The sequence below is a fragment of the Salegentibacter maritimus genome (assembly GCF_016236975.1).
GTDB classification, from domain to species: Bacteria; Bacteroidota; Bacteroidia; order Flavobacteriales; family Flavobacteriaceae; genus Salegentibacter; species Salegentibacter maritimus.
The window spans coordinates 195,560-219,420 of sequence record NZ_JAEHNY010000006.1 but is presented as its reverse complement, the minus strand read 5'-3'; the positions used below and the strand labels follow the sequence as shown (position 1 = coordinate 219,420).

At 37.4% G+C, this 23,861-nt stretch carries 17 protein-coding genes; 5 read left to right on the top strand and 12 right to left on the bottom strand.

Annotated elements, in window-relative coordinates; all coding sequences use genetic code 11:
- Positions 1 to 2: 2 nt before the first annotated feature.
- From I6U50_RS08620 to I6U50_RS08570, 11 genes are all read right to left on the bottom strand, one after another.
- Positions 3 to 3,203 (bottom strand): efflux RND transporter permease subunit, encoded by a 3,201-nt coding sequence (locus I6U50_RS08620; RefSeq protein ID WP_198638538.1) that lies wholly within the window; start codon positions 3,201 to 3,203, stop codon positions 3 to 5.
- Between the two features lie 61 nt (positions 3,204 to 3,264).
- Complete coding sequence (locus I6U50_RS08615; RefSeq protein ID WP_198638537.1) at positions 3,265 to 4,344, bottom strand: efflux RND transporter periplasmic adaptor subunit; 1,080 nt, start codon at positions 4,342 to 4,344, stop codon at positions 3,265 to 3,267.
- An 11-nt stretch (positions 4,345 to 4,355) separates the two neighbouring features.
- Positions 4,356 to 5,666, bottom strand: a complete 1,311-nt coding sequence (locus tag I6U50_RS08610; protein WP_198638536.1) for a TolC family protein — start codon at positions 5,664 to 5,666, stop codon at positions 4,356 to 4,358.
- A gap of 19 nt (positions 5,667 to 5,685) precedes the next feature.
- Positions 5,686 to 6,837, bottom strand: coding sequence for an NAD(P)/FAD-dependent oxidoreductase (locus I6U50_RS08605; RefSeq protein WP_198638535.1), 1,152 nt, complete (start codon positions 6,835 to 6,837; stop codon positions 5,686 to 5,688).
- Positions 6,838 to 7,452: 615 nt separating this feature from the next.
- Complete coding sequence (locus I6U50_RS08600) at positions 7,453 to 8,829, bottom strand: TolC family protein (RefSeq protein ID WP_198638534.1); 1,377 nt, start codon at positions 8,827 to 8,829, stop codon at positions 7,453 to 7,455.
- Positions 8,830 to 8,837: 8 nt separating this feature from the next.
- On the bottom strand, positions 8,838 to 10,205 hold the full coding sequence (locus tag I6U50_RS08595) for an HlyD family secretion protein (protein ID WP_198638533.1): 1,368 nt from the start codon (positions 10,203 to 10,205) through the stop codon (positions 8,838 to 8,840).
- A 2-nt stretch (positions 10,206 to 10,207) separates the two neighbouring features.
- A complete protein-coding gene (locus tag I6U50_RS08590; RefSeq protein ID WP_198638532.1) occupies positions 10,208 to 11,872 on the bottom strand; it encodes a peptidase domain-containing ABC transporter in 1,665 nt (554 codons plus the stop codon).
- 161 nt (positions 11,873 to 12,033) lie between these two features.
- On the bottom strand, positions 12,034 to 13,311 hold the full coding sequence (locus I6U50_RS08585) for a Kelch repeat-containing protein (protein WP_198638531.1): 1,278 nt from the start codon (positions 13,309 to 13,311) through the stop codon (positions 12,034 to 12,036).
- Between the two features lie 315 nt (positions 13,312 to 13,626).
- A complete protein-coding gene (locus I6U50_RS08580) occupies positions 13,627 to 13,779 on the bottom strand; it encodes an SsrA-binding protein (RefSeq protein ID WP_193711149.1) in 153 nt (50 codons plus the stop codon).
- Between the two features lie 278 nt (positions 13,780 to 14,057).
- Positions 14,058 to 15,440, bottom strand: a complete 1,383-nt coding sequence (locus I6U50_RS08575; RefSeq protein WP_198638530.1) for a M56 family metallopeptidase — start codon at positions 15,438 to 15,440, stop codon at positions 14,058 to 14,060.
- Positions 15,441 to 15,442: 2 nt separating this feature from the next.
- The gene (locus I6U50_RS08570; protein ID WP_198638529.1) at positions 15,443 to 15,808 is read right to left on the bottom strand and encodes a BlaI/MecI/CopY family transcriptional regulator; all 366 of its coding nucleotides are present in this window, start codon (positions 15,806 to 15,808) and stop codon (positions 15,443 to 15,445) included.
- A 131-nt stretch (positions 15,809 to 15,939) separates the two neighbouring features.
- On the opposite strand from I6U50_RS08570, the gene I6U50_RS08565 reads away from it, so the two are divergent.
- The 4 genes from I6U50_RS08565 to I6U50_RS08550 all read left to right on the top strand — a co-directional run bounded on the left by I6U50_RS08565 (position 15,940) and on the right by I6U50_RS08550 (position 21,613).
- Positions 15,940 to 16,887 carry a calcium/sodium antiporter gene (locus I6U50_RS08565; protein ID WP_198638528.1) on the top strand — a complete coding sequence of 316 codons (948 nt, stop codon included), beginning with the start codon at positions 15,940 to 15,942 and terminating at the stop codon, positions 16,885 to 16,887.
- A gap of 122 nt (positions 16,888 to 17,009) precedes the next feature.
- Positions 17,010 to 19,196 carry a glutamine synthetase III family protein gene (locus I6U50_RS08560; protein ID WP_198627624.1) on the top strand — a complete coding sequence of 729 codons (2,187 nt, stop codon included), beginning with the start codon at positions 17,010 to 17,012 and terminating at the stop codon, positions 19,194 to 19,196.
- 324 nt (positions 19,197 to 19,520) lie between these two features.
- Positions 19,521 to 20,699, top strand: coding sequence for an AIR synthase related protein (locus tag I6U50_RS08555; protein ID WP_198638527.1), 1,179 nt, complete (start codon positions 19,521 to 19,523; stop codon positions 20,697 to 20,699).
- Positions 20,700 to 20,884: 185 nt separating this feature from the next.
- Positions 20,885 to 21,613: a hypothetical protein gene (locus I6U50_RS08550; RefSeq protein ID WP_198638526.1), complete on the top strand. Its 729-nt coding sequence runs from the start codon at positions 20,885 to 20,887 to the stop codon at positions 21,611 to 21,613.
- Positions 21,614 to 21,621: 8 nt separating this feature from the next.
- Here I6U50_RS08550 and I6U50_RS08545 read toward each other — a convergent pair whose 3' ends face one another.
- Positions 21,622 to 22,284 (bottom strand): ATP-binding cassette domain-containing protein, encoded by a 663-nt coding sequence (locus I6U50_RS08545; protein ID WP_198638525.1) that lies wholly within the window; start codon positions 22,282 to 22,284, stop codon positions 21,622 to 21,624.
- Positions 22,285 to 22,665: 381 nt separating this feature from the next.
- On the opposite strand from I6U50_RS08545, the gene prfA reads away from it, so the two are divergent.
- Complete coding sequence (gene prfA / locus I6U50_RS08540; RefSeq protein ID WP_198638524.1) at positions 22,666 to 23,742, top strand: peptide chain release factor 1; 1,077 nt, start codon at positions 22,666 to 22,668, stop codon at positions 23,740 to 23,742.
- Positions 23,743 to 23,861: the final 119 nt, after the last annotated feature.

Genomic DNA, 23,861 nt, shown 5'->3' with positions numbered 1-23,861 from the left:
ATTTATTGGTGATTTTTCTTTTCAATCATATAATATACAAGTGGCACCACTAATAGAGTAAGGATGGTTGAAACAATAGTGCCGCCCATTAAGGAGATTGCCAGTCCCTGGAAAATTGGATCAAATAGAATAACAAAAGCACCTATTACTACTGTTCCCGCGGTTAAAAGAATAGGGGTGGTTCGTACAGCACCTGCTTCTATTACGGCCTGTTTTAATGGGATTCCTTCTTCCAATCTCAGGTTTACAAAATCTATAAGCAATACCGAGTTTCGTACCATAATTCCTGCCAGGGCAATCATTCCTATAAACGAGGTAGCGGTAAAGAAAGCCCCCATAATCCAGTGACCCAGTACAATTCCAATTAGCGATAATGGGATAGCTACCATCATTACAATGGGTGCCCTGTAATTCTGGAACCAACCAACAATTAGAATATAAATTATAAAGATTACGCCCATAAAGGCAATACCCAGGTCTCGGAAGACCTCCAGGGTAATTTGCCATTCCCCATCCCATTTTATTGTATAGTCGTCTTCCAGTTGTGGTTGTTCTATGTAAAGTTCCTGAAGCTCGTAACCAGGAGGGAGGTCTATTTGCTTTAATTTTTCTTCCATTCCTAAAATGGCATAAACCGGGCTTTCTAACTCTCCCGCCATATCGGCCAGAACATAAATCACTCTTTTTTGGTTCTTTCTAAAAATGCTGTTCTCTTTTACTCTTTTATCTATCTGTACAAGATCGGCTACACTTACCATTTCACCGGTTTGAGAAGTGATCTTTATTTGAGATATTTCTAAAGGAGTTGATTTTTCCTGTTCGGCCAGGGAAAGAACAATTCCCACTCTTTGGGTGGCATCTTCATCATAAAGGTTGGTTATGGCTTTGTCTCCTAGAGCAGCATTCATGGTATAAACAATTTGCTGTGGGGCAATCCCGTAGCGCATTGCTTTTTCCTTGTCGATCTCGAAATGAAATTCTGTTTGATCTGCTTCTACCATCCAATCTACATCTACTACATCTGCTGTGTTATTCAGGATACCCTGGATTTCGTTGGCAATTTGTATTTGCTTTTCATAATCGGGGCCGTAAACTTCAGCAACAATAGTAGACATTACCGGAGGTCCCGGTGGCACTTCCACAATCTTTACATTGGCCTTGAATTTTTTGGCGATCTTTTGTATCCCGGGCCTTAGTAATTTTGCGATATCGTGGCTTTGAGCACTTCTTTCGGTTTTATCTTTGAGGTTTACCTGGATATCTGCCGTATTACTAGCCCCTCTTAAATCGTAATGTCTTACCAGCCCATTGAAGGTGATTGGGGCCGACGTACCTACATAACTTTGGTAATTTACCACTTCTGGTCTTTGTGCCAGGTACTGCCCAATTTCCCGGGTAACATTAGCGGTACGTTCTAGGGTTGTGCCTTCGGGCATATCTATTATTACCTGAAATTCGTTCTTATTGTCAAAAGGCAACATTTTTACAGCTACCGATTTTGTAAAAAACAGGGCTACAGATCCTAGGAGTAACAAAATTGTGGTACCTAGAAAAACCCACCGTAGGCTTTTGTTGTTAATAAGTGGTCTTTCCAACTTATTATAAATTTTATAAATACGCGTGTCTTCTATGCTTTTGGAAGTCTTTTCTTCAGCTTCTGTTTTGCTACGATTTTTCTCCCTAAGGAAAATAAGTCCGAGATAAGGAGTAATAGTTAGTGCTACAAACAGCGATAAGATCATGGCAATAGAAGCACCAATGGGCATAGGGCTCATATATGGTCCCATTAATCCGCTTACAAAGGCCATGGGCAATACCGAAGCAATTACTGTAAAGGTGGCTAAAATGGTGGGGTTACCCACTTCATTAATAGCATATAAAGCAGCCTGCTTAAAGGGTAGCCTTTTCATTTTAAAATGCCGGTGCATATTTTCAGCAATGATAATAGAATCATCTACCACAATCCCTGTTACAAATACTAAAGCGAAAAGGGTAATTCGGTTAAGGGTGTAGTCTAACAGATAATAGCTAAGTAAGGTTAAGGCAAAGGTTACGGGTACCGATAGGAAGACCACCAGTCCTCCGCGCCAGCCCATAGCCAGCATCACAACCAGGGTAACCGCAATAATAGCCCCAATTAAGTGCAATAGTAGTTCACCCACTTTATGAGAAGCTGTTTCCCCGTAATTCCGGGTAACTTCTACGTGCACATCATTTGGAATTAGATTGCTTTTTAGTTTGTCTATTTGAGCGATGATCACATCGGCTATTTGCATAGCATCAGCTCCTTTAATTTTAGCAACCGAAATAGTCACTGCAGGATATTCAGAAGAGAAATCACTTCCTGCTTCAGCGCCCTGTCCATAACCAAAAGAAACATATTCTTTTGGCAACTCGGGTCCCTCAATTACTTCTGCTATCTGATACAAATAAACAGGCTGTTGCTGCTGAATTCCGATAATAAGATTTTCTACATCTTCTGCAGATTCAAGAAAACTCCCGGTGCTTACCAAAAATTCGGTATCATTCCGGTCAAAACTGCCTGAGGAAAGTTGCTGGTTATTCGCCTGTATTTTTTCAGAAACACCAAGGAAGTCCACACCGCTTGCAGCCATCTTTTCTTTATCCAAAACCACGCGCACCTGCTTGCTACGGCCACCAATGGCATTGGTTACCGAAACATCGGGTACTTTTTCTATCTCGTGGGTGAGTTCATTGGCTATCTGCCTAAGCTGGTAATCGTCATAATTTTCACTCCATAGCGTAAGTCCCAACACCGGCACATCGTCTATAGATCTCGTCTTCACTAAAGGCATTGTAGTGCCCTTTGGCATCTGGTCCATATGCTTCATAAGTTCATTATAAAGCTTTACATAGGAGCGTTCAATATCTTCTCCCACCAGAAACTGAACGCTTAACATGCCCTGTTCTTTCATGGACGTAGCATAAATGTGCTCTACACCCGGAATATTGGAAAGCATTTTTTCCAGGGGTTTTATTACCCGTGATTCAAGTTCTGTGGGGCTTGCACCGGGATAACCAACAAAAATATCGGCCATTGGTACATCTATTTGTGGCTCTTCTTCCCGGGGAATCAGGAACGAACTGTATACTCCAATGACCATAAAAACGATCATAAGAAGCACCGTAAGTTTTGAATCCATAAAGCCTTTGGCAATTTTGCCTGCTAATCCTTCTTTCATTTTGTAGTAATTTTTTTACCCGATAATCGAGATTTAAATGCTTAAAGCTTAACTGTGTGACTTATTGCTGAATACTAAGGTTTGCGCCATTATATAGTTTTCCTTCGGCTGAAGTGATATAAGATTCCCCGGCACTAAGGCCTGATAATACTTCCACTTTATCACCAACTTTTCTGCCCAGTCTTACCCATCTTAGAATAGCAGTGTTCTGCTCGCTTGGCGTATAAATGCCTTGCAAATCACCACGGTTAATTATTGCGGTTTTGGGTACTAATATCATTTCTCTTTCATTACCTGCAGTGGTTGGAAATTGAACACTGGCGTACATTCCTGAATAGATCTCGGCATCGTTTTGATCTAAAGCTATTTTCACGGTATACTGCCCTCCTGAATTACTGGCTGAAGTGCTTATTTCTGAAACCACTCCCTCAAGGGTTTCTCCCGATGATTTAATAATTACATCTACTTTTTTTCCTTGCTCTACTGAAGCTATTTCAGATTCCGGTACACTTGCCCGCACTTCAAAATTGCCGGGTACCTGCAGTCTAAGCAATGGCATTCCCGGATTTGCCATATTGCCAACTTCCACATTTTTATCGGTAACCACACCGCTAAAGGGAGCTGTGATATTTGAATAGGCAAATTGAGCATTAATCTCATTCTTTTGTTGCCTGGCTGCTTCAAGTCTGGCTTTGGCCATTTCATACCTGGCGTTAATGTCATCCATTTCCTTTTGGGTAGCACTGTTCTCAGAAAATAAGGCCTGGTAACGTTCATAATCCTTTTGTGCATTGTTAAATGCCGCCTGGGCCTCTGTAATGCCCGCATTTACCTGGGCACGTTTCGCCTGTAAGTCAGCATTATTTATCGCAATCAGCAATTGGCCTTTTTTTACTTTATCTCCAACTTTAGCATTTATCTGGGTAACATAACCCATATTTCTAGTGCTTAAGGTGGCATTTTCAACGGCTTCAACTTTTCCGCTAAATGTGATAAAAGATTGATCTGATTCTGTAGGAGTATTTACGGTTACTGCTACAGGCATTGTATTTTCGATAGTATTTTTTTCAGGAGAATCTCCGCAACTAAAAAAGAGGCTTGTTGCACCCAGGAGACCTATTATATATAATTTAGTATTCATAAGTTGATAGTTTAGTTTATTAGAAATTCCAATTGTGCCTGGGCATAATTGTATTCGTAAATTGTTTGTGCGTATTCCAGTTGTTTTTGCGAGTATTGAGCTTCTGCTGCTAGTAAGTCACTTGTTTTTTCGAGTCCCTGCTCAAATCTATTAGCGCGTATTCGCAAAGATTCTTCGGCTTGTTCCAGGGCTAAACGGGTAAGTTCAAGCTTATTTTCAGCATCTTTTACCGCGCGGCTGGCCCTGTTTCTTTCCATTTGGCTTCTTGAAACATAAGATTCATATTCAAGCCTGGCTTTCTCGTAAGTTGCCTGGCTTTTTTGAACTTTTCCGAAGCGTTTATAACCTTCAAAGAGATCCCATTTTAATTGTATGCCGGCAATATATCCACTGGCATCGCCAGCAAAGAGCTCATCATCATAAAGTTCATAACTACCAAAACCATTCAGGTTAGGCAGGAAAGACATTTTATCTGCCTGTAGCATTTCTTCACGGGCTTCTGTTGCCAGTTTCATAGCACGAATATCTGCACGTTCTGAAAAAACCGATTCAGCATTTTCCTTTACGGGAAGCGAAACTTCCAGGGAATCTGTAGGTTTAAAAATGGTGCTAACGGGTTCGTTTAGTAGATATGCAAGATAATCTGATGCGTTGATGACGTTACTTTTGGCGTATTGTAACCGATTATTAACTTCAGAAACCCTTATTTCTACAGCTAATAAATCAGATTTTTGCAGGTAACCCTGCTCATAATTATCATCTGCCAGTTTTTTGTTGGCGAGCGCTGCTTTTTGAGCACTTTCCAGAACAGCTACAGCCTTTTGGGCCAGTTGCAACTCCATATAAGCTTTTTCAACCTCAAGAACCATACGATCTATGGTGCGGTCTGTCTTTAAAGCCGTTGCAGCCATCTTGCTTTTCGAAGCTTTACGTTGAAAGATCCCATCTACATTAATAAGCGGTTGTTCTACTTCAATCTTAGTGGCGAAATTGTTGATCCTATCCGGATTGTTCAATAGCGCTGGGTTAAAATCGCTTTGCGTAACTATTCCCTGGTTAAGTTTAGATCCAAATACCATTAAAGGATTTGTAGTGGTTATTCCCGAATGTGATACTGCTACATTGGGTAAAAAGATGGAATTGGTTTGTCTAAAATCCCCCCGGGATTCCAGGAATTCCTGTTGAGATATTTTGATCTCCCTGTTATTTTGCTTCAACAGTTCTATGGCTTCACTTTTGGAAATTGGCCGTACTTCCTGAGCTTGTAACCACAATCCCGGAAGTAAACTTACCAGCATAATTATATATTTGATTTGCATCATTTCGCTTTTATTTTTCGGATTAAAAGTTTTTGAAGAACCAGAATTTTTCATCCCACCATTTCGAGAAATGGCTCCACTGGCCGGGATCTTTTATTTTTACCTCTTTATTTTCTTCACCTAAAAATTTTCCGCCGCTTTCACTGGCTTTTCCTTCTCCTGCTTCGATAAAGTATTTTCCCTGAGGTTCAAAAATTTTATCGGGTTCCCGATGGTCCATTTTTCTACTAATATTATGAGCTACCACTTCTCCCTGTTGCCGGGCAAAAACTCCTATTTTTGGCAGTACGGTGCCGGTTTCAGTTTTTAGGTGAGTGATATCTCCAATAGCGTATACATCCTTAAATTTGGTTTCCAATGTTTGATTATCTGCTTCGACCCAACCAGAATTCCCAGCTAAATCGGTTTTTCTAATAACCTCGGGCAATTGATGTTTTGGAGTATAGGCCAGCAGATTATAGGAGTAACTTTTACCGTTATCGAATTCCAATTTATTAGCAGAAACCTTAGTAAGCTGATGATTTGGATAATACCTGATCCCTTTCTTTTCTAATAAATTTTTTAATTCTTCAGAAGCTTCAGCGCTTGCAAATTCCATGGGGCCGACTTCAGGCGTAAAAAGAGATACAGTAGTATTATTAGCAACGTTACTTTTTCTTACAAAATCTTCTATAAGCATAGCTGCTTCATAAGGTGCCGCCGGACTTTTAAAGGGAAGGGAAGAAACCACGATGGCAATTTCGCCGCCGTCAAAATTTTTAAGTGCTGAATGGAAATTTTCAGCGCCTTTTAGCGTAAAAAAGTTATGGCCAAATTCATCAAGCTTATAAATATCTGTTTGGTCAACCCCCAGGGAAATTACCATATGGTCTCCCTTATATTGCTTTCCTTTTACGGTAATGCTTATGTTTTTAGGGTCTATATGGCTAATATCCCCTTGAATAACTTCAAGGCCCGAGGCTTTAAGTTTGTTTATATTTTTTGTAACCTCTTCCTGTGTGCGGTTGCCAACCATAACCCAGGGTAGGGAAGGTGAGAAAAGACTGGTTTCACCTTTTTCAAAAACCTGGATTTTTACAAGGTTAATATCTTCTTCGTTACCACTGTGCTTACTCAATTCCCTGGCGGTTATAATTCCACCTGTTCCGCCTCCTAAAACTAAAACAGTTTTCATAATTTTTTTGTTTGGTTATTGTCTTGTTTAATTTATTACCTGAATGCTTGCCGTTCAGCAAACTTGATGTTTGGGTTTATTAGATAAATTCTATAAAATCAGGCGTGTTTTATCTTTTAATTACAAGACAAAATTAGAGGGTGAAGAAGCGGTGGGCAGTTACTTTTGTTACATAAGGTTCTGTAATATAGCGGTCTATACTATAAATATTTTGTAGTGCTATGATACTCATCAGGTTTTTTCTGAAAAGTTGGATATTCGGTAGCCAGCAACGAAAACAATAAAATGAGTTCCCTAAAGCCTTACAATAAGGGAGTTTTTTAAATTGAATTAAGTACAATCTTTTGAAGGATGCTATGGGAAGTAATAAAAATAGGCAACCCGGTTGTGGTGTTAGTTTAAAACCCTTAGATACAAATATTATGGGATGAGATACAGTAAGGCTTGTTGCTGTATATTCTAGGCTAATAGCCTGGCTTATCTACATATTTTTAAATACCTTAAATAAATAGCAGAAGTAAATTACCTCTTGGCAAGCCTGGGAACATCAAATCCCGTTTTTGGGATAAGTATTGAATTCATTAGGCTTTTTGGTAACTTTAAAAATTTTGAATTTTAGGGTAGGGCATTGCTGCCAAGTGCTTGTAGGTATTCGGCCTGGGTTTTTAAAAACTTTATTTGAATATCTAATTGCTTCAGCCTGGATTCTATAAATTTATTTTCGCGAGTGTTTATAAGAAAGATTGAGCTTTCGCCAAAATTAAACTTTCGTACTTCGGCATCTAATAAGGTTTGCGTATCAGCTACCATTTGCTTGCTCATGTCTATTTGCTGTAAAAAAGCCTGAAGCTGCTGCTGCAAAGCATTAACTTTAGCCTCTAGCTGATTATTTTTAAGATTAAGTTCCAGCCTGGCATCCTGTAACTCGTATTCCGCAATTTTAAGATCTCCACGTTCTTTTCTTAAAAATAAAGGCATAGAAATTTTTAAACCGGCCTTATAGGCATCGGCATTAAATGTTTCAAAATTTTCGGGTTCTTCCGATAGAAAATTATACTCAACATCTACCTTCGGTAATAACTTATTAAAGCGATAGCGTTTTTCTATTTGTAGCGCTTTTATTTTTTGACGATAAAAGGCCAATTGTGGGTGGGTTTCAAAATTTAATTCAGGAATTTCCGCAAGTAGGTCTCCTAAAATGACATCTGTATTTACCGGTGCCACACCATTTTGTAAAAGTAGGGGTTGATCCTGGCTCCATAAATAGGTAGAGAGTTTTAGCCTCGCTTTTCTTAGCTCTACTGCCGCCTGGTTCATCTGCAGTTTGCGCTCTTGTATGTTAAGCCTCGCTTCAACAGTATCTATTCCTGCAATATCGCCGGTTTCTGCACCTCGTTTAACCCCACGGTAGCGTTGGTTTGCATTGCTTAGGAAATCTTCAAAAATTGCTAGTTTTTCGTGGGCTTGTAGCCATTCAAAATAACTAAAAGATGCCTTTAGAAGAATATCATTTACTAAGAGTTGTTGTTCAGCTTTGCTTTGTGCGTTATATGCCTGGGCTTTGCGTAAACCTGCCATTCGGGAGTTTATCCATAAGCCTTCGCCAAGGGATAAAATTACTCCTGCTTGAAAAAGTCCGGCCTCCGGGACTTTGTTTTGCGGATTTATATAAGTACCCTGGTTTTGCTCAAAATTGCCCTTTAATTTTAGGCCATACCACATAGGTACTTGCAATTGAGCATCTAAAAGTTTATAGTATTCGGTGCCTTTGTATTGTTTTTCTTTATAATCTACCACAAAACGCGGATCGAAACCACCTCTGGAAGTTTGAACCCTGGCATCGCCAATTTCGCTTACAAGATTTGCCTGTTTCACCACAGGATGCTCACTAATTACCTTTTCTAAAAACTCGGTATAGCTTAAGTGCTCTGTTTGTGCCCATGCCTGGGAGCAAACAAAAAACAACATTAATAAATAGTGTGCTAAACGCATTTTTTATTCTATTTTTTAGTTTTGCTCTTTACCGGTTTCTCTTGTGGGCTATCATTTGGCGCATAATAATTTGGGGGGAAACCATTTAAGTTTCGCCATATTTCGTACCAAATAGGTACGTTTTCTAACAGAGCAATAGTTTGGGCTCCACTTCCAATACCTATTTGTTTTGGCCACGGATTATCATTTGGATTGGGGGCTAGTAATACGCGGTATTTACCGTTGGGAGAAATATAGTTTTCTACTGCTACTACTTTTGCACTGTAAGTACCATAGGAGAGATTTGGCCAACCACTAAATATAATTGCAGGCCAGCCGTCAAATTGAACCTGAACTTCTTCACCCACGTGAATTAAAGGTAAATCTAAAGGTCTTACAAAAGTTTCTACTGCCATTTGGTAATTTGAAGGCATAATACCTACTAATTGTTCGCCCTGGGAAAAAGTTTCGCCTAAACCTGCGCGCAAAGCTTTATTAACATAACCATCTTGTGGAGCAAGGATATAATATAATTTACTGCGCTGCTCGTAATTGGAAAGTTGAATTTCAAGTTTGTCTACTTCGGCCCTGGTGCTAAACTGATTGCCTTTGGAGGTGAAAATTTCCTGCCGGGTTTTCGAAATTTTATCGGCGTATTCGGCCTTAATCCTATTGATCTCAATTTCGGCATTTATCACTTCATTTCTACTGGATAATAGCTGATTTTGCTGGGCAATTAATTTAGCTTGCGCTTCTTGAAGTTTTAAACGTTTGGCTTCTAATTCGGTTAACGATTTTAAGCCCTCTTGCTGAAGGGTTTGTGTGCGCTCAAATTGCGTTTGGGCAATTTCTACCTGTGTCTCTGCCGCTTCAAGTTTTATACTGTCGCTAACTACCTTTAAACGGGATTGCTCCATTTTATTAATAGCCTGATTACGTTTTAATTCCCTTTCGTTTTGCTGGGCGGCCAATTGCTTTCCTAACGCAGCAATCTTTTCATCGTAAGTTGAAGCCGATTGGGTTTTAGCAGCAATCTGGCCGGAAGTTCTGCTTATAAGATTAGGGTCAAAATAGTCACTACTAACTTCCGAAATTTGTAGAATGGTATCTCCTTTATTTACAAAGTCCCCCTCGTTTATATACCATTTTTCAATACGCCCGGGAATGGGAGATTGTATGGTTTGCGGTCTGTGCTCTGGGCTTAAGGTAGTAACATTTCCGGTAGCTCTAATATTTTGTGTCCAGGGTAAAAAGAGAATAATAACAAATATAACAAAAAGACCAATAAGTACTTTATTGAATATAGTGTAATGTTTTCTAAAAAATACAAATTTCCCCGATTTGGAATCAGTGATGTCTATTCGTTCATTTAATTTTTCTTCAGAAATATTCAGCATAACTACAGGGATTTAACGATTCTACCTTCCCGCAATTCTATGCGTGTATCGGAAACCTCTGTCCAAATCTCATCGTTACTGGCTACTATAAGGCTCCATTTATTTGTAGGCTCAGTTAAAAACTTAAATATTCTTTTCTGTTCCCGGGGTTCAAATTTTTCCAAAGGTTCTTTTAAGATTAGAATTGAAGGCTTCCTAACAATGGCACGGGCCAAAATGATTCTTTTGGCTATTAAGGTAGAAAGATACCTGCCTTCCGGATGGATTTGGGAAAAGATTCCATCGGGTTGGTCTTTTACAAAATCTTTTAGTCCCGAATGTTCCAGTGCCCAGTCTATATCCTGATCTGAGATAGAGGTATCTCCAAAGGTTATATTTTCCCAAAGGCTGCCTTCAAAGGGAATTTCATCGGGTAGAACGGTACCCAAATGTTGCCTGTATTCATTTAAAACCAGTGTGTGCCTTGCAGTGTCATTAATGTAAATTTTTCCGTTGGTAGGGGTGAAAATACCTGAAATAAGCTTTAAAAGACTGGTACGCCCATTACCAGCGGGCCCAGTAATTAATAAAGTTTTTTGCGGTTCCAGGGTGAAATTAATTCCTTTAAGAACCGAATATCCATCAGGTTCAAAGGCTACGTCTTTTAATTCTAACTTAATTCCATTGGAGATGTCTACAGAGTTTTGATTTTCAAAAGCTTCCAGTGGTTTGTCTACTACCTGCCCAATCTTTTCAAGTGAAGTTAGGGTATCATAAATATCTTCTAAGCCCCTAATTAATTTTTCTACCGAAGAAATTATCAATAAAATAATGATTTCGGCGGCTACAAATTGTCCAATATTCATTTGTTGATTTAGCACCAAAAGTCCTCCAATAGCCAATAATCCGCCTGCCACAAGGATTTTGAAGACAATTAGTTTAACATACTGCATTTTTAACACCCCAAAATGGTCTTCCCTTTCTTTCAGGTACTCTGCAGTTAATCGGTCGTTTTTTTCTATTGCCAATTTGCTCCTTCCTGAAATTTTAAAGCTTTTTAGGTTTCTGGCTATTTCCTGTATCCAATAGGCAACCTGGTACTTGTTTTTAGATTCGTCCAGGCTTGTTTTTAAACCTTTTGCTGCCGTAAATTTAAAAACAAGGTAAAGTAGTAAAACAAGCAATAATCCATATAAGATAAAGAACGGGTGGTATAGGGAAAGCAAAGCTACACCCAGTATAATTTGAACTGTTGCTGCGGGGAGGTCTAATAAAATTTTACTTACACCTTTTTGTACAGTAATGGTTTCAAAAAAGCGATTTGCTAATTCGGGAGGATAAATATTTTGCAATGCTTCACTTTTAATTTTCGGAAAACGATAAGCAAATTCAAAGCTAGACCTTGTAAAAATCTTTTGCTGAATATTTTCTGCCAATCTAAGCTGTAGAAGTTCAAAAACACCTACCATTCCTACGGCAAGGGTAACGAGGATAACCAAAATAACCCAGCTGGTGCTTACCCTACCTCCCTGGATAAGGTTTACAATAGCTTGTATTCCTAAAGGAACGGCCAGGTTTATTAAACCGGCGAGAAGAGCATAAAATAGTATATGTTTTACATCGCGTTTATCTAATTTAAGGAGGTTCCAAAGTCGTTTTACGCTTGTGCCTGGTTTGGTTTTATTCATTAAGTAATACTATAGAGATCTATAAATTATATGTATTTTAATTGCAAAAATATATTACAAAAAAAAGTTTATTGTAACCCAGGTTAAATTTTAACGATTATTTTAAGACTTGTTTGCAGATGAAAAAAAAGGAGCTCGGGTTAGCCGGGTTAAAAATCACTTTAGTTTTTAATGCTTAAATTAATAACAGTAACTTCTTTTCTACCAGCTCTTAAAATGTTAAGCTTTCCTTGGTTTTGATTAGTCTGCTGTATTTTTAATTCAAATGTTGAGCGGGGCGCTAATACAAATGGTAATTTCTTTGGATTTAAAATTTTAAAACTATCACTTATTTTAATTTCTGTAATCACTATAGCCTGGTTACCTCCCTTATTAGAAATTTGTAAGCTGTTAGTTTTTTCTTTTGAAAAATCAAGTTCTAGATCAGAGGCTTTTAGATTTCCAGCCAATATGGCTTGCGTACTAAAATTAAGTTTGTTATCTGACGAAAATATTTCGAAGCTGTTCAACTCAGGGCCGCCACCCCGACTTCCACTGCCGGCACCAATTATAATTTGTTGGTTAAGACTTATGGCCTGGGTTCCGTGCCTTCCCTCGTTTAAATGAGGCAAACTGCTCCAGCTTGCTTTAGATAGATTAAAAACTTCAGCTTCAGTATGCGCAGTTTCCTGTGTGTCGCTTTCTCCTCCTATAATTACAGGCTTATTATCTATCACTCCAATGGAAGTGCCTGCCCTTGGGGTAGGAATAGGTGTAGTAGAGGTCCACTTTTTTGTTGAAAAATCATAAATATCAGTGGGCTTTACGGTTCCTGCAAAGCCGTTACCGGCTACACTTCCCGATTTTCTTCCGCCGGCAACAAACAGCATGTTATCAATAATTGCAGCTTGAAAATGATCTCTTTCGTTGGGCGAATCTGGAAGCCTGTTCCACTGGTTTTTATATAAATCGTATTCATCAAACCAGTTTACCCAACCAGAGGTATGCCCGTTTGTAATACCATTTATCAGATAGATTTTTTTATCTTTTACAGCTACTCCCGCCGAGCCACGTCTACGCTCTTTGGGTATTTCGGGGCCTTTTATCCAAAGATCTTCCAGGGGATCATAAATATAAATATTGGGAATTGGCTTTTCGTTAGGCCAACTTCCGGTAAATGCCCCTAAAATATAAACAAGTCCGTCTACGTCTACAGCTTGCATATGGTGCATCTCTATAGGTGGTTGTGCAGCTTTTTTCCAGGTTTGGTTTTCGCTATTATAAACATCTATTGCCTTATTGCCGCGACCACCAATTAGAATAAAATGTTTCCCTGTTTGTACAAAAGCATTCTCATGGCGTTTATGGGCATTGGCATTGGTAGGAAGTTTTTTCCAGGATTGGGAATATAGACTAATAACCGAAAAGCAAAAAAGGCTAAGCAGCAGGTTTTTTTTCATCTTAAAGGGTTTATACTAGATATGAGGTGAACTGATCTAAAATTAGAATTGTATTTCTCAAATTATTCGATAATCAATACTTAATGCCCTGGGGTTTGCCTTAAAATCAAAAAATATTCCTATTTAATGTCTCGTTATCTTGCCCTGAATAATTTCCTTTAGAGCTTAAATTTAACCATCAATATATAATTAAAACTTATTGGATTTTAGGCCGATATATTTAGGCCTTTTTACATGCTTACTTTTAATAAAGTCCAAAAGCTTATACCGAAACTACGGATTTAGATTTTAAATGAGTTTAGAATTAAGTTTATTTTAATCTAATGAATTTCTTGTTACCCAGGATTTCCAGCCAATTATCGCCATTTCCACTTTGCTGGCCTTTCTAAGGTCTAATTGCTTTTTGGTATAACTGGGCAATATCTTTTTATTGAGTTTAGAAAGAACTTTAAAAAATTTCTTTTTCATAATTGGTTGGTTTACTCGATAATCGAGATTCATTGCCTAAAGACCAGACTCAAAAAATATTTTAATCCTGAATTTAGCAGCTTTTAAAGAAGGCTTTACTTCAAATATATTGAAAATCGGTTAAAAGAAAAAGGCAGGGAATTAACCTGCCTTTTTACTGGCATCGCCAAAGGGTGAAATACCACGAGGCTTGCCTCGAAATTAAAAATTTGTTTCCATTGAATGCCTCGTAGGCTTGCCCCGAGGTAGTTTACTCATTTTTCATATTAAAATTAGAGCTATTCTGTAGGTGTTTTGTCTTTCTTTTTAGTGATTTCAATTGCACCATTTTTAGCCTTTTTGCCATATTTTGCAATGGCTGCCTTTCCTTTTAAGACTTTTACGTTCTCAATATCTTTTGGTTGTAATTCATCTTCCATAAAACGCTTGTCTTTTGTTTTGCCATCAATAATTACTAAAGGAGAAAGTTTTTCGTTTTTATTTATCTGAAAATTGTTTGTAGAATTACTTTTTTTCTCGAATCGCTGAAATCCCAGAGAATGTTTCTTCTTAGTTCCAGGAGCTTTCTCTTTAGATTTGTTTAAAACCTTTGTTGTGATAATTACCACGCCATCTTTGGCTTCTTCGCCATAAAGCGAAATTGCACTTTCATCTTTTAGTACTTTCATACTCAGTATAAACTTTGGATCAATAAGGTCTATGATTCCTTTTTTGGTTTTCTCGCCGTTTAAAATATAAATTGGGTCGCCCTGGATTTCTTTACCGGTTTTCACTTCAACGGGGACTTCTTTATCAGTTTTTGCTTCAATTTTTACGTTGAATGTGAGCATAAAAGCAAGGATTAATGGAAATACAAGTCCTACTTTCCATACAGTTGGTTGTTGTGGTGATTTTTTGTTTAACATAAGAATTCGTTTTTTGATAAATGATTGATAAAAATGATTAGTAATGGCTGGTTGTAAATGAGTATTGGAAATATGTAAAAGTGCCAGTTGATATGATTTCTTTTCTCCCGATACTGCTACCGTTTCTTTGTCGGCTATATATTCTAAATTTTGCAGCATGCTTTTCTTGTATAACCAGCTAAAAGGGTTAAACCAAAGTAAAGCAGTAATAAGGTTGGCGACTATGGTGTCTAAAGAATGCAGTTGGGACGCATGAATTTTTTCGTGTAGCAAGATTATTTCAAGATCTTTTTTTGAATGTGATGCCGGATTGTATACAATGTATTTGAAAAATGAAAACGGACTTATCGTGGCTTCGGTTTCAATAAATTTAAAACCTTTGCTTTTATAATGATTACTATTTGAAATTACCTTAAAAACGCCGTATAGCTGTACAATTATTTTTGCACATAAACAGGCAGCTACCAATAGGTAAATGCTGCCAAGCACTTCCCAGATACCAAACCAGGCTGTTAGTTCTTTTGAAACTTTTTGAGTACTTAAAATGTTTTCGTTAACAGGGAAATTATTAGCTCCCGCAATTACTTTTCTGGTAAAATAAATAGAAGGTAAAATTGCCGATGCCAAAATTCCGACTATTAAAAACCTTCGATGGGTTGTAAAGCTTGTGTCTCTTTTAAGTAAAGCTATATATACCAGGTAAAAAATACTTAAAATTCCGGCACTTTTTAAGATATAGGTTATTAATGCTTCCATACCTATTGCTTTTTTTCTTTTTCTATAATTTCAAGTATTTCCCGAAGTTCTTTTGCACTAATTTTTTCTTCCTGGGCAAAAAATGATACCATACTTTTATAGGAGTTATCAAAAAAGCGCTTAGAGGTTAAACTCATAATATGTTTTCTATATTCTTCTTTTGAAATTACAGGGTAGTATTGGTGGGTATTGCCATAGGCCTTATGTGATACAAAACCTTTGTCTTCTAAATGTCTTACAATGGTTGAGACAGTGTTATAGTGTAATTTTTGATCTTTAATTTTGGGTAATATTTCTTTTACAAAAGCTTTCTCTAATTGCCAGAGAATACGCATTACCTCTTCTTCTTTGTTGGTTAGTTTTATCATGCTATTAATTTTACTTATTTCAAATATAACGAAAAAAATAGTTAGTCTACTAAAATAATAGTTTATTTTTTGATTTATGATGCTTTTAAGTGTAGCTAACAGGATTATTTTATCTTCGCAAAAAAAAATAGATGAGTATTATTTTTATTCTTGTTGGGCTTGTTTTGTTGGTAGTAGGTGGGGAATTTCTGGTTAGGGCTTCGGTGGCATTATCTTTTAAATTAAATGTTTCCAGAATGGTTATTGGGTTAACGGTGGTTTCCTTTGCAACCTCGGCTCCCGAACTTTTGGTGAGCCTGCAGGCTGCACTTTCGGGCTTTTCAGATATATCTCTTGGAAATGTAATAGGATCGAATATTGCTAATCTAGGTTTAGTACTGGGTATTACGGCCATAATATCCTCTATTGCGGTAGATAGGGAGTTTTTTAGGTTTAACTGGCCTGCAATGATGCTGTTTTCAATTGTGCTTTATTACTTTTTAAGTAGCGGAGAGAATATATCTCGTTTAGAAGGTTTAATTTTATTTTTGGGACTCGTGGTCTTTTTATTTTTACTTATAAAAAGATCTCGTAGAAAAACTGAAATAGCGGTAGAAGGTATAGATGATTCCTTAAAGCAAACTTCTAACTTTAAAATGATAATATGGTTATTAATTGGAGGTGTTGCGCTTTGGGGCGGGTCTGAGCTTTTGGTAGATGGTGCCGTAGACCTTGCAACGATGCTTGGTGTGAGTGAAAGGGTAATTTCGGTTACTATGATTGCGATTGGAACAAGTGTTCCCGAGCTTGCTGCTTCTGTAATTGCTGCCTTAAAAAAGGAAAAAGCACTTTCTTTAGGAAACCTTATAGGTTCAAATATTTTTAATATTGCATCAGTTTTGGGTATTACGGCCATGATTCAACCAATCTATATTCAATCAGATCAAATACTTACCAGCGATATTTTTTGGATGATAGGAGTTGCTTTTGTAGTTGCTCCCCTGGCTTTTCTTCCAAAAAAGTTCCTTTTTAGCCGCTACAAGGGAATAATTTTATTTGTAAGCTATGTAATTTTTACGGGTATTGCATTTTTGGGTTAAATTTAGGGGGGTGTATTAATAAAATCATAAAAATTTCAATCAATAGGTGGTTGTTTGGTGGGGTGTAGTGAAAAATATCTACATTTGTTTGCTGAAATTTAAAATTACCAAACAACACAGTCATGTCAACTTTAAGATTTGAAGCTTTAAAAGAAATTTTTAACCGAAAGCCGGTTAAGATAGAAGAACCGGCCCGAAGGTCGGAACTTTTTGGAACAAATGTGTTCAACGAAACCTCTATGAGGCAATACCTTACCAAGGAAGCTTACGAAAATGTAATGGAAGCTATTAAAACCGGTAAGAAGATTGACCGAAGAATTTCTGATCATATTTCTACCGGAATGAAAGAATGGGCAATTTCTAAGGGGGCAACCCACTACACCCACTGGTTTCAACCTTTAACCGGAACAACCGCCGAAAAACACGATGCTTTTTTTGAAACACAGGGCGATACAGGTGCGATAGAGAAGTTTGGTGGCGGTGCTTTAGTGCAACAAGAACCAGATGCCTCAAGTTTCCCCAGTGGAGGTATAAGAAATACCTTTGAAGCTCGTGGCTATACAGCCTGGGATCCTACTTCTCCCGCTTTTATTTGGGGAACAACACTTTGTATTCCTACAATTTTTGTGTCCTATACCGGTGAAGCCCTGGATTATAAGACACCGCTTTTAAGGGCATTACAATCTGTAGATCACGCAGCAACGGCTGTAGCAAAATATTTTGATAAGAATGTTACCAAGGTTACCGCTACTTTAGGTTGGGAACAAGAGTACTTTCTTATAGACTCGGCTTTGGCCGCTACACGTCCAGACCTTAGCCTGGCAGGACGTACCTTGCTTGGGCATTCGCCGGCAAAGGGGCAGCAGTTAGACGATCATTACTTTGGTTCTATTCCTTCCAGGGTGTTAGCCTATATGCGCGATCTGGAAATTGAGTGTATGAAACTTGGTATTCCGGTGAAAACGCGACATAACGAGGTAGCTCCAAATCAGTTTGAGCTAGCCCCAATATTTGAAGAAGGAAACCTTGCTGTAGACCATAACTCCTTGCTTATGGATATTATGAGTAAAATTGCCGAAAAACATAGCTTTAAGGTGGTTTTACATGAGAAGCCATTTGCAGGAATAAATGGTAGTGGTAAACACAATAACTGGTCTTTGGCTACAGATACCGGTACTAATTTATTGGCTCCGGGTTCAACTCCTATGAAGAACCTTCAATTCCTTACTTTCTTTATCAACATTCTTAAAGCGGTACATGATAATGAAGAGCTTTTAAGAGCGGGAATTGCCAGTGCATCTAACGATCATAGATTGGGGGCGCAAGAAGCACCACCGGCAATTATTTCAGCGTTTATCGGGTCGCAATTAACCGAAGTCCTTGATGAATTGGAAAAGGTGACCGATGGTAAATTGTCTCCAAAAGAGAAAACAGAATTAAAACTAAATGTTGTAGGTAAAATTCCTGAAATTTTACTTGATAATACCGATCGTAACCGTACTTCTTCTTTTGCTTTTACCGGTAATAAATTTGAGTTTAGGGCAGTAGGTTCTACCGCTAACTGCGGAAACCCAATGACTATCTTAAATACCATCCTGGCAAAGCAGCTCAACGAATTTAAGAAAGAAGTTGATGCCTTGATAAAAGGCAAGAAAATGAAGAAAGATGATGCTATTTTTAATGTTCTTAGAGAATATATCAAGCAATCTAAGAATATTAGATTTGAAGGAGACGGCTATGGTGAGGAATGGCAAAAAGAGGCAAAAAGACGTGGTTTAAGCAATAACAAAACAACCCCTCAGGCGTTGAAGGCTCTTATCTCTGAGAAAACCATATCCCTTTTTAGCGATTTAAAGGTGATGAATAAAATTGAATTGGAAGCCCGCCATGAAATTCAGCTTGAAGATTATGCAATGCGTATTCAAATTGAAGGTAGAATTTTGGGCGATATAGCCCGAAACCACGTAATTCCTACCGCGGTGCGTTACCAGAATATTCTAATTGAAAACGTAGAAGGTTTAAAGCATATTTACAACGAAGACTTTAAAAAACATTCTAACGAACAATTAGACCTTATTGAACAAATTTCTGCACATATTGCTAAAATTAACAGCGGTGTGAAAGCGATGATAGAAGCCAGAAAAGTGGCCAATAAAATTGATGATGCAGAAAAACGTGCGTTCGCCTATTGCGATGAGGTAAAACCTTATTTTGATGAAATAAGATATCACTGCGATAAGCTGGAACTGCTTGTAGACGACGAGCTTTGGCCACTAACCAAATATAGAGAGTTGCTTTTTACTCGATAATCTAGAGTTAATATTTTGTTAGCTTACTGCAGGTAATTTACCGGGTAAGTTGTTAAAATTAAATTGAAAACCACGTGTTAATGCACGTGGTTTTTTTGTAGAAATAGAAACTTGATTTGCCTAAAACCAGTATTTAAATGCTTCTAAATATTGCTGCGAATTAAAAAAAAACATAAATATTGGCTCTAGGCTTTGCCGGGAGGTAGTTCAATAAACTTTTCCCTTTAATAATCATAGTAATTTATTTGTTAGCGTTTTTTTTACTTTAGATTACTTCAGTGGCTAATCTAATCTGTTTATCTTTGAGGCCTCAATACAAGAATTATGAGTCAGGAAGTAAGTAAAAGATACGCGCAACGCGGAGTTTCAGCAGGTAAAGAAGATGTACACAATGCAATTAAAAATGTAGATAAAGGTTTGTACCCGAAGGCATTTTGTAAAATTGTGCCCGATTATCTTACCGGCAGCAATGAGCATTGTTTAATTATGCACGCCGATGGTGCCGGAACAAAATCTTCTCTGGCATATATGTATTGGAAAGAAACCGGAGACCTTTCGGTTTGGAAAGGAATAGCGCAAGACGCCCTGATAATGAATATTGATGATTTGCTTTGCGTGGGTGCCACAGATAATATTATGCTTTCTTCTACTATTGGTAGGAATAAAAATAAAATTCCGGGAGAGGTGATTTCAGCAATAATTAATGGTACCGAAGAATTGATTGCCGAATTAAAAGAATTTGGTGTAGACATTCATTCTACCGGTGGTGAAACTGCCGATGTAGGTGATCTGGTACGTACTATTATTGTAGATTCTACGGTTACTGCCAGAATGGAGAGAGCTGGGGTTATTGATAACGCCAATATTAAACCGGGAAATGTAATTGTTGGCCTTGCTTCTTTTGGGCAGGCTTCTTACGAAAAAGAATATAACGGAGGGATGGGAAGTAACGGACTTACCTCTGCGCGGCACGATGTTTTTTCTAAGGTTTTAGCCGAAAAGTATCCTGAAAGTTTTGATAACGATATTCCTGAAAATTTAATCTATTCAGGAACCAAAAACTTAACAGATTTAGTTGAAGATGCACCTGTAGATGCCGGGAAACTAGTGCTTTCCCCAACCAGAACCTATGCGCCTATCATAAAAAAAATACTTACTAAATTTAGTAACAAGGAAATTCATGGAATGGTACATTGCAGTGGGGGGGCACAAACAAAAATTCTTCACTTTATAGATAATTTGCATATCGTTAAAGATAATATGTTTGAAGTGCCGCCACTTTTCAAACTTATTCAACAGGAAAGTAAAACCGATTGGAAAGAAATGTACCAGGTGTTTAATATGGGGCACCGTATGGAGCTTTATGTAGATCCTAAGATAGCCGATGAGATTATTGCAATATCAAAATCTTTTAACGTAGGGGCACAGGTTATTGGAAGGGTAGAGGCTTCGGAAGAGAAAAAACTTACTATAAAGAGTGAGCTGGGGGAGTTTCACTATTAAAGTTTTTATAGTTTATTTTAAAACCCTAAATAAAAAGATTAACTTAATAGAGGTTGATTTAAATAGAGACTCCATTTTATTTTAACCGAAACATTAGTTTATAAAAAAGTTTGGGATGCAAACAAACTTTTGTAACGACTGTAATTTTTTTAAGCATCTTTTTAATTACTTTAAAACGTATCCACTTGTCGAATACACAGAACCTTTATAGCCCTAAATTTATAATTGCTTCTACACTATTCTGGGTGATTATTAATCTAGTTAGTATTTGTTTTTTAGCTGAAGAAGATAGTAGGTGGTTTAGAGTGGCAAATTCACTTTATTTTTTAATTTGGAGTTGCTCTTTAGGAGTTTTAAAACCAAAAATAAACTATGTTTTAATAGCTTATTTAATTTGCGATATAGCCCTGGTTTATTATGAAATTGCTGTTTTTAATTTTATAACATTTCTAGCCAGGTCACTTATTTTTTTCTTATTGATCTTTATTGTTTTTCCTAAGATTCGATCGGTGAAATTTAATTTTTTCGAATTGATCCTGGGCATTGTCGTAATAGCTATTAATATTTACTTGTCATTTGAGTTGTTGGGTATGGTGCCTGAAGCTTATTTATACAATTCGTTTTCCCCGGCTTATTTAATGCTTACGGCCTTAACAATATTATTAATAGGCCTTGCATTTACCTATAATAATAGGTTTAGTAGTAGAAGAAGCTTTTACTTTTTGCTAGGAACACTTTTTTTAGCCCTGTCTGACGTTAATTTTTTTATCGCTTTTTACCTGGAAGTACCTTCATTTTATTATCCCGATAGGTTTTTTCATATTCTAGCCTTGGGACTAATTCTTCTTTTCGGGATAACACCTTTAGAAGGTTCTGCATATAATAATATAGAACAGCAGGATTTAAAGCTTTGACTTGTATTTTATTGCAAAGTTTTGGGGTTTAAGTAACGATAATCTTCTAAATCGCTTTTTTTCTTAATTAATTTAGAACAGCCGTTTTTTAATAGATAGAGCTCATCACTTGCATCTAGTATATGCTTATACATATGGTCTGTGATAACTATCGCTTTTTCTTTCTTTAGTTTTTGGAGCAATTCCTTAATTTTTTCAATATACGATGGCGAAAGATGTGAAAAAGGTTCGTCTAAAAGAATGAGTTTAGCCCGGCTATTTATGCAAATATAAATTTCTATAAGTCGGCGTTGCCCGCTAGAAAATTCTTTTATCCGATGTTTTTCTGTGTTTTTAAATTCGGGGAAAATATGTGTAAATTTCTTAAGGCTTACTTTAAAAAAATGAAAACCGGTTTTTAGCTTCATCTCAGGTGGAATAAAACTTTGTTGTGCTAAATACTTCGCTAATCCAGATTTAAATAGTGGTTTTAAATAGGGGTTATTATCTATTCTTACTAGTTTATGCGTGGAATTCAGGCTACCAAAGAAAAGCTTTAGTAAACTGCTTTTTCCGGAACCGTTTGCACCAAGAACCCCGGTTATTTTTCCCGTTTCAGCTTTTAGGTAAACTCCGTGTAAGATTTGCCTATTGCCAAAGTAGAGTTCAATATTATCAATTTCAAACTTCATGTTAATTTCAAATAAATTTCCGCAGAAATAAGTAGCAAAATAACATCGATTAGAAAACCAAAAGAAAATAGTTGAAAGCTGCTTAAGGAAAGGTTTTGGTAAAATAGGAAGAAATGATTGAGAGAGCTTTTATAAATATAATAGAGGGCTACACTTAAAAAAAGTTTAATAAGCAAGATAAATATTACAGGGTTTTCGAAGAGCAGAAAAAGAAAATTCAGGGAAACAGAGATTAAAATAAATTGCCGATAGAAATAGAAAACCGCCCTGATTTTGGTCATTATTTAGTGTCTTTTAGACTTTCAAATTACAATTCTTTTTTCAATCTAATAAATCGATCAAATTATCGTAAATTTGTTCTCCTAAAATCAGAGTGATTATATGATCGAGAAGCTTAATATAGTAAAGCAGCGTTTTGATGAGGTGAATGATTTGATTATTCAACCCGATGTGATAGCAGATCAAAAACGATATATAGAATTAAACAAAGAATATAAGGACCTTAGGGCCTTAATGGATGAGCGTGAAAAATATATAGAGCTCACCAATAATATAGAGGAAGCCAAAGAGATTATTACCGACGGTAGTGATGCCGAGATGACCGAAATGGCCAAGATGCAATTGGAAGAGGCCGAAAAGGAACTTCCGCAGTTGGAAGAAAAGATTAGGATGATGCTGGTGCCTAAAGATCCGGAAGATGCCAAAAACGTGGTGATAGAGATTAGGGCTGGTACCGGTGGGGACGAAGCCAGTATTTTTGCTGGAGATCTTTACCGAATGTATACTAAATATGTTGAGAGTAAAGGCTGGAAGCATACTATTGTAGACTACAGCGAAGGTACCAGTGGTGGTTTTAAAGAGATGATTTTTGAAGTCTCGGGCGAAGATGTTTATGGAACTATGAAGTTTGAGGCCGGTGTGCACCGTGTACAGCGTGTTCCGCAAACCGAAACCCAGGGGCGTGTACATACTTCGGCGGCTACGGTAATGGTGCTTCCGGAGGCTGAAGAGTTTGATGTAGAGATAGACCCAAAAGAAGTAAGAATAGATTATTTCTGTTCTTCCGGTCCCGGTGGGCAATCTGTAAACACCACTTATTCTGCGGTGCGTTTAACCCACGAACCAACCGGTTTGGTAGCACAATGCCAGGATCAAAAATCGCAACATAAAAACAAAGAAAAAGCCTTTAGGGTATTGCGTTCTCGTTTATACGAAATGGAACTTGCCAAAAAGCAGGAAGCCGATGCCGCTAAAAGAAATTCTATGGTTTCCAGCGGGGACCGTAGTGCTAAAATTAGAACCTATAATTATTCCCAGGGAAGGGTTACAGATCACCGTATAAACCTTACGCTTTATGATCTTTCAAATATCATAAATGGGGATATTCAAAAAATAATTGATGAATTGCGATTGGTAGAAAATACCGAAAAACTAAAGGAAAACTCAGATATTTTTTAACAATTACGGAGGTGCCTACTATCGTCAAGATGATCTTGTTTTCAGGCTTTATATTTAATTTTTCTTCGAGATTCTAACTGGTTTGGGATATTAATTAGATGCTGAAATGAATTTGGAAT

Coding starts and splice junctions, on each gene's coding strand:
- I6U50_RS08620 (WP_198638538.1), bottom strand. CDS start 3,203: ATGAAAGAAGGATTAGCAGGCAAAATTGCCAAAGGCTTTATGGATTCA.
- I6U50_RS08615 (WP_198638537.1), bottom strand. CDS start 4,344: ATGAATACTAAATTATATATAATAGGTCTCCTGGGTGCAACAAGCCTC.
- I6U50_RS08610 (WP_198638536.1), bottom strand. CDS start 5,666: ATGATGCAAATCAAATATATAATTATGCTGGTAAGTTTACTTCCGGGA.
- I6U50_RS08605 (WP_198638535.1), bottom strand. CDS start 6,837: ATGAAAACTGTTTTAGTTTTAGGAGGCGGAACAGGTGGAATTATAACC.
- I6U50_RS08600 (WP_198638534.1), bottom strand. CDS start 8,829: ATGCGTTTAGCACACTATTTATTAATGTTGTTTTTTGTTTGCTCCCAG.
- I6U50_RS08595 (WP_198638533.1), bottom strand. CDS start 10,205: ATGCTGAATATTTCTGAAGAAAAATTAAATGAACGAATAGACATCACT.
- I6U50_RS08590 (WP_198638532.1), bottom strand. CDS start 11,872: ATGAATAAAACCAAACCAGGCACAAGCGTAAAACGACTTTGGAACCTC.
- I6U50_RS08585 (WP_198638531.1), bottom strand. CDS start 13,311: ATGAAAAAAAACCTGCTGCTTAGCCTTTTTTGCTTTTCGGTTATTAGT.
- I6U50_RS08580 (WP_193711149.1), bottom strand. CDS start 13,779: ATGAAAAAGAAATTTTTTAAAGTTCTTTCTAAACTCAATAAAAAGATA.
- I6U50_RS08575 (WP_198638530.1), bottom strand. CDS start 15,440: ATGGAAGCATTAATAACCTATATCTTAAAAAGTGCCGGAATTTTAAGT.
- I6U50_RS08570 (WP_198638529.1), bottom strand. CDS start 15,808: ATGATAAAACTAACCAACAAAGAAGAAGAGGTAATGCGTATTCTCTGG.
- I6U50_RS08565 (WP_198638528.1), top strand. CDS start 15,940: ATGAGTATTATTTTTATTCTTGTTGGGCTTGTTTTGTTGGTAGTAGGT.
- I6U50_RS08560 (WP_198627624.1), top strand. CDS start 17,010: ATGTCAACTTTAAGATTTGAAGCTTTAAAAGAAATTTTTAACCGAAAG.
- I6U50_RS08555 (WP_198638527.1), top strand. CDS start 19,521: ATGAGTCAGGAAGTAAGTAAAAGATACGCGCAACGCGGAGTTTCAGCA.
- I6U50_RS08545 (WP_198638525.1), bottom strand. CDS start 22,284: ATGAAGTTTGAAATTGATAATATTGAACTCTACTTTGGCAATAGGCAA.
- prfA (WP_198638524.1), top strand. CDS start 22,666: ATGATCGAGAAGCTTAATATAGTAAAGCAGCGTTTTGATGAGGTGAAT.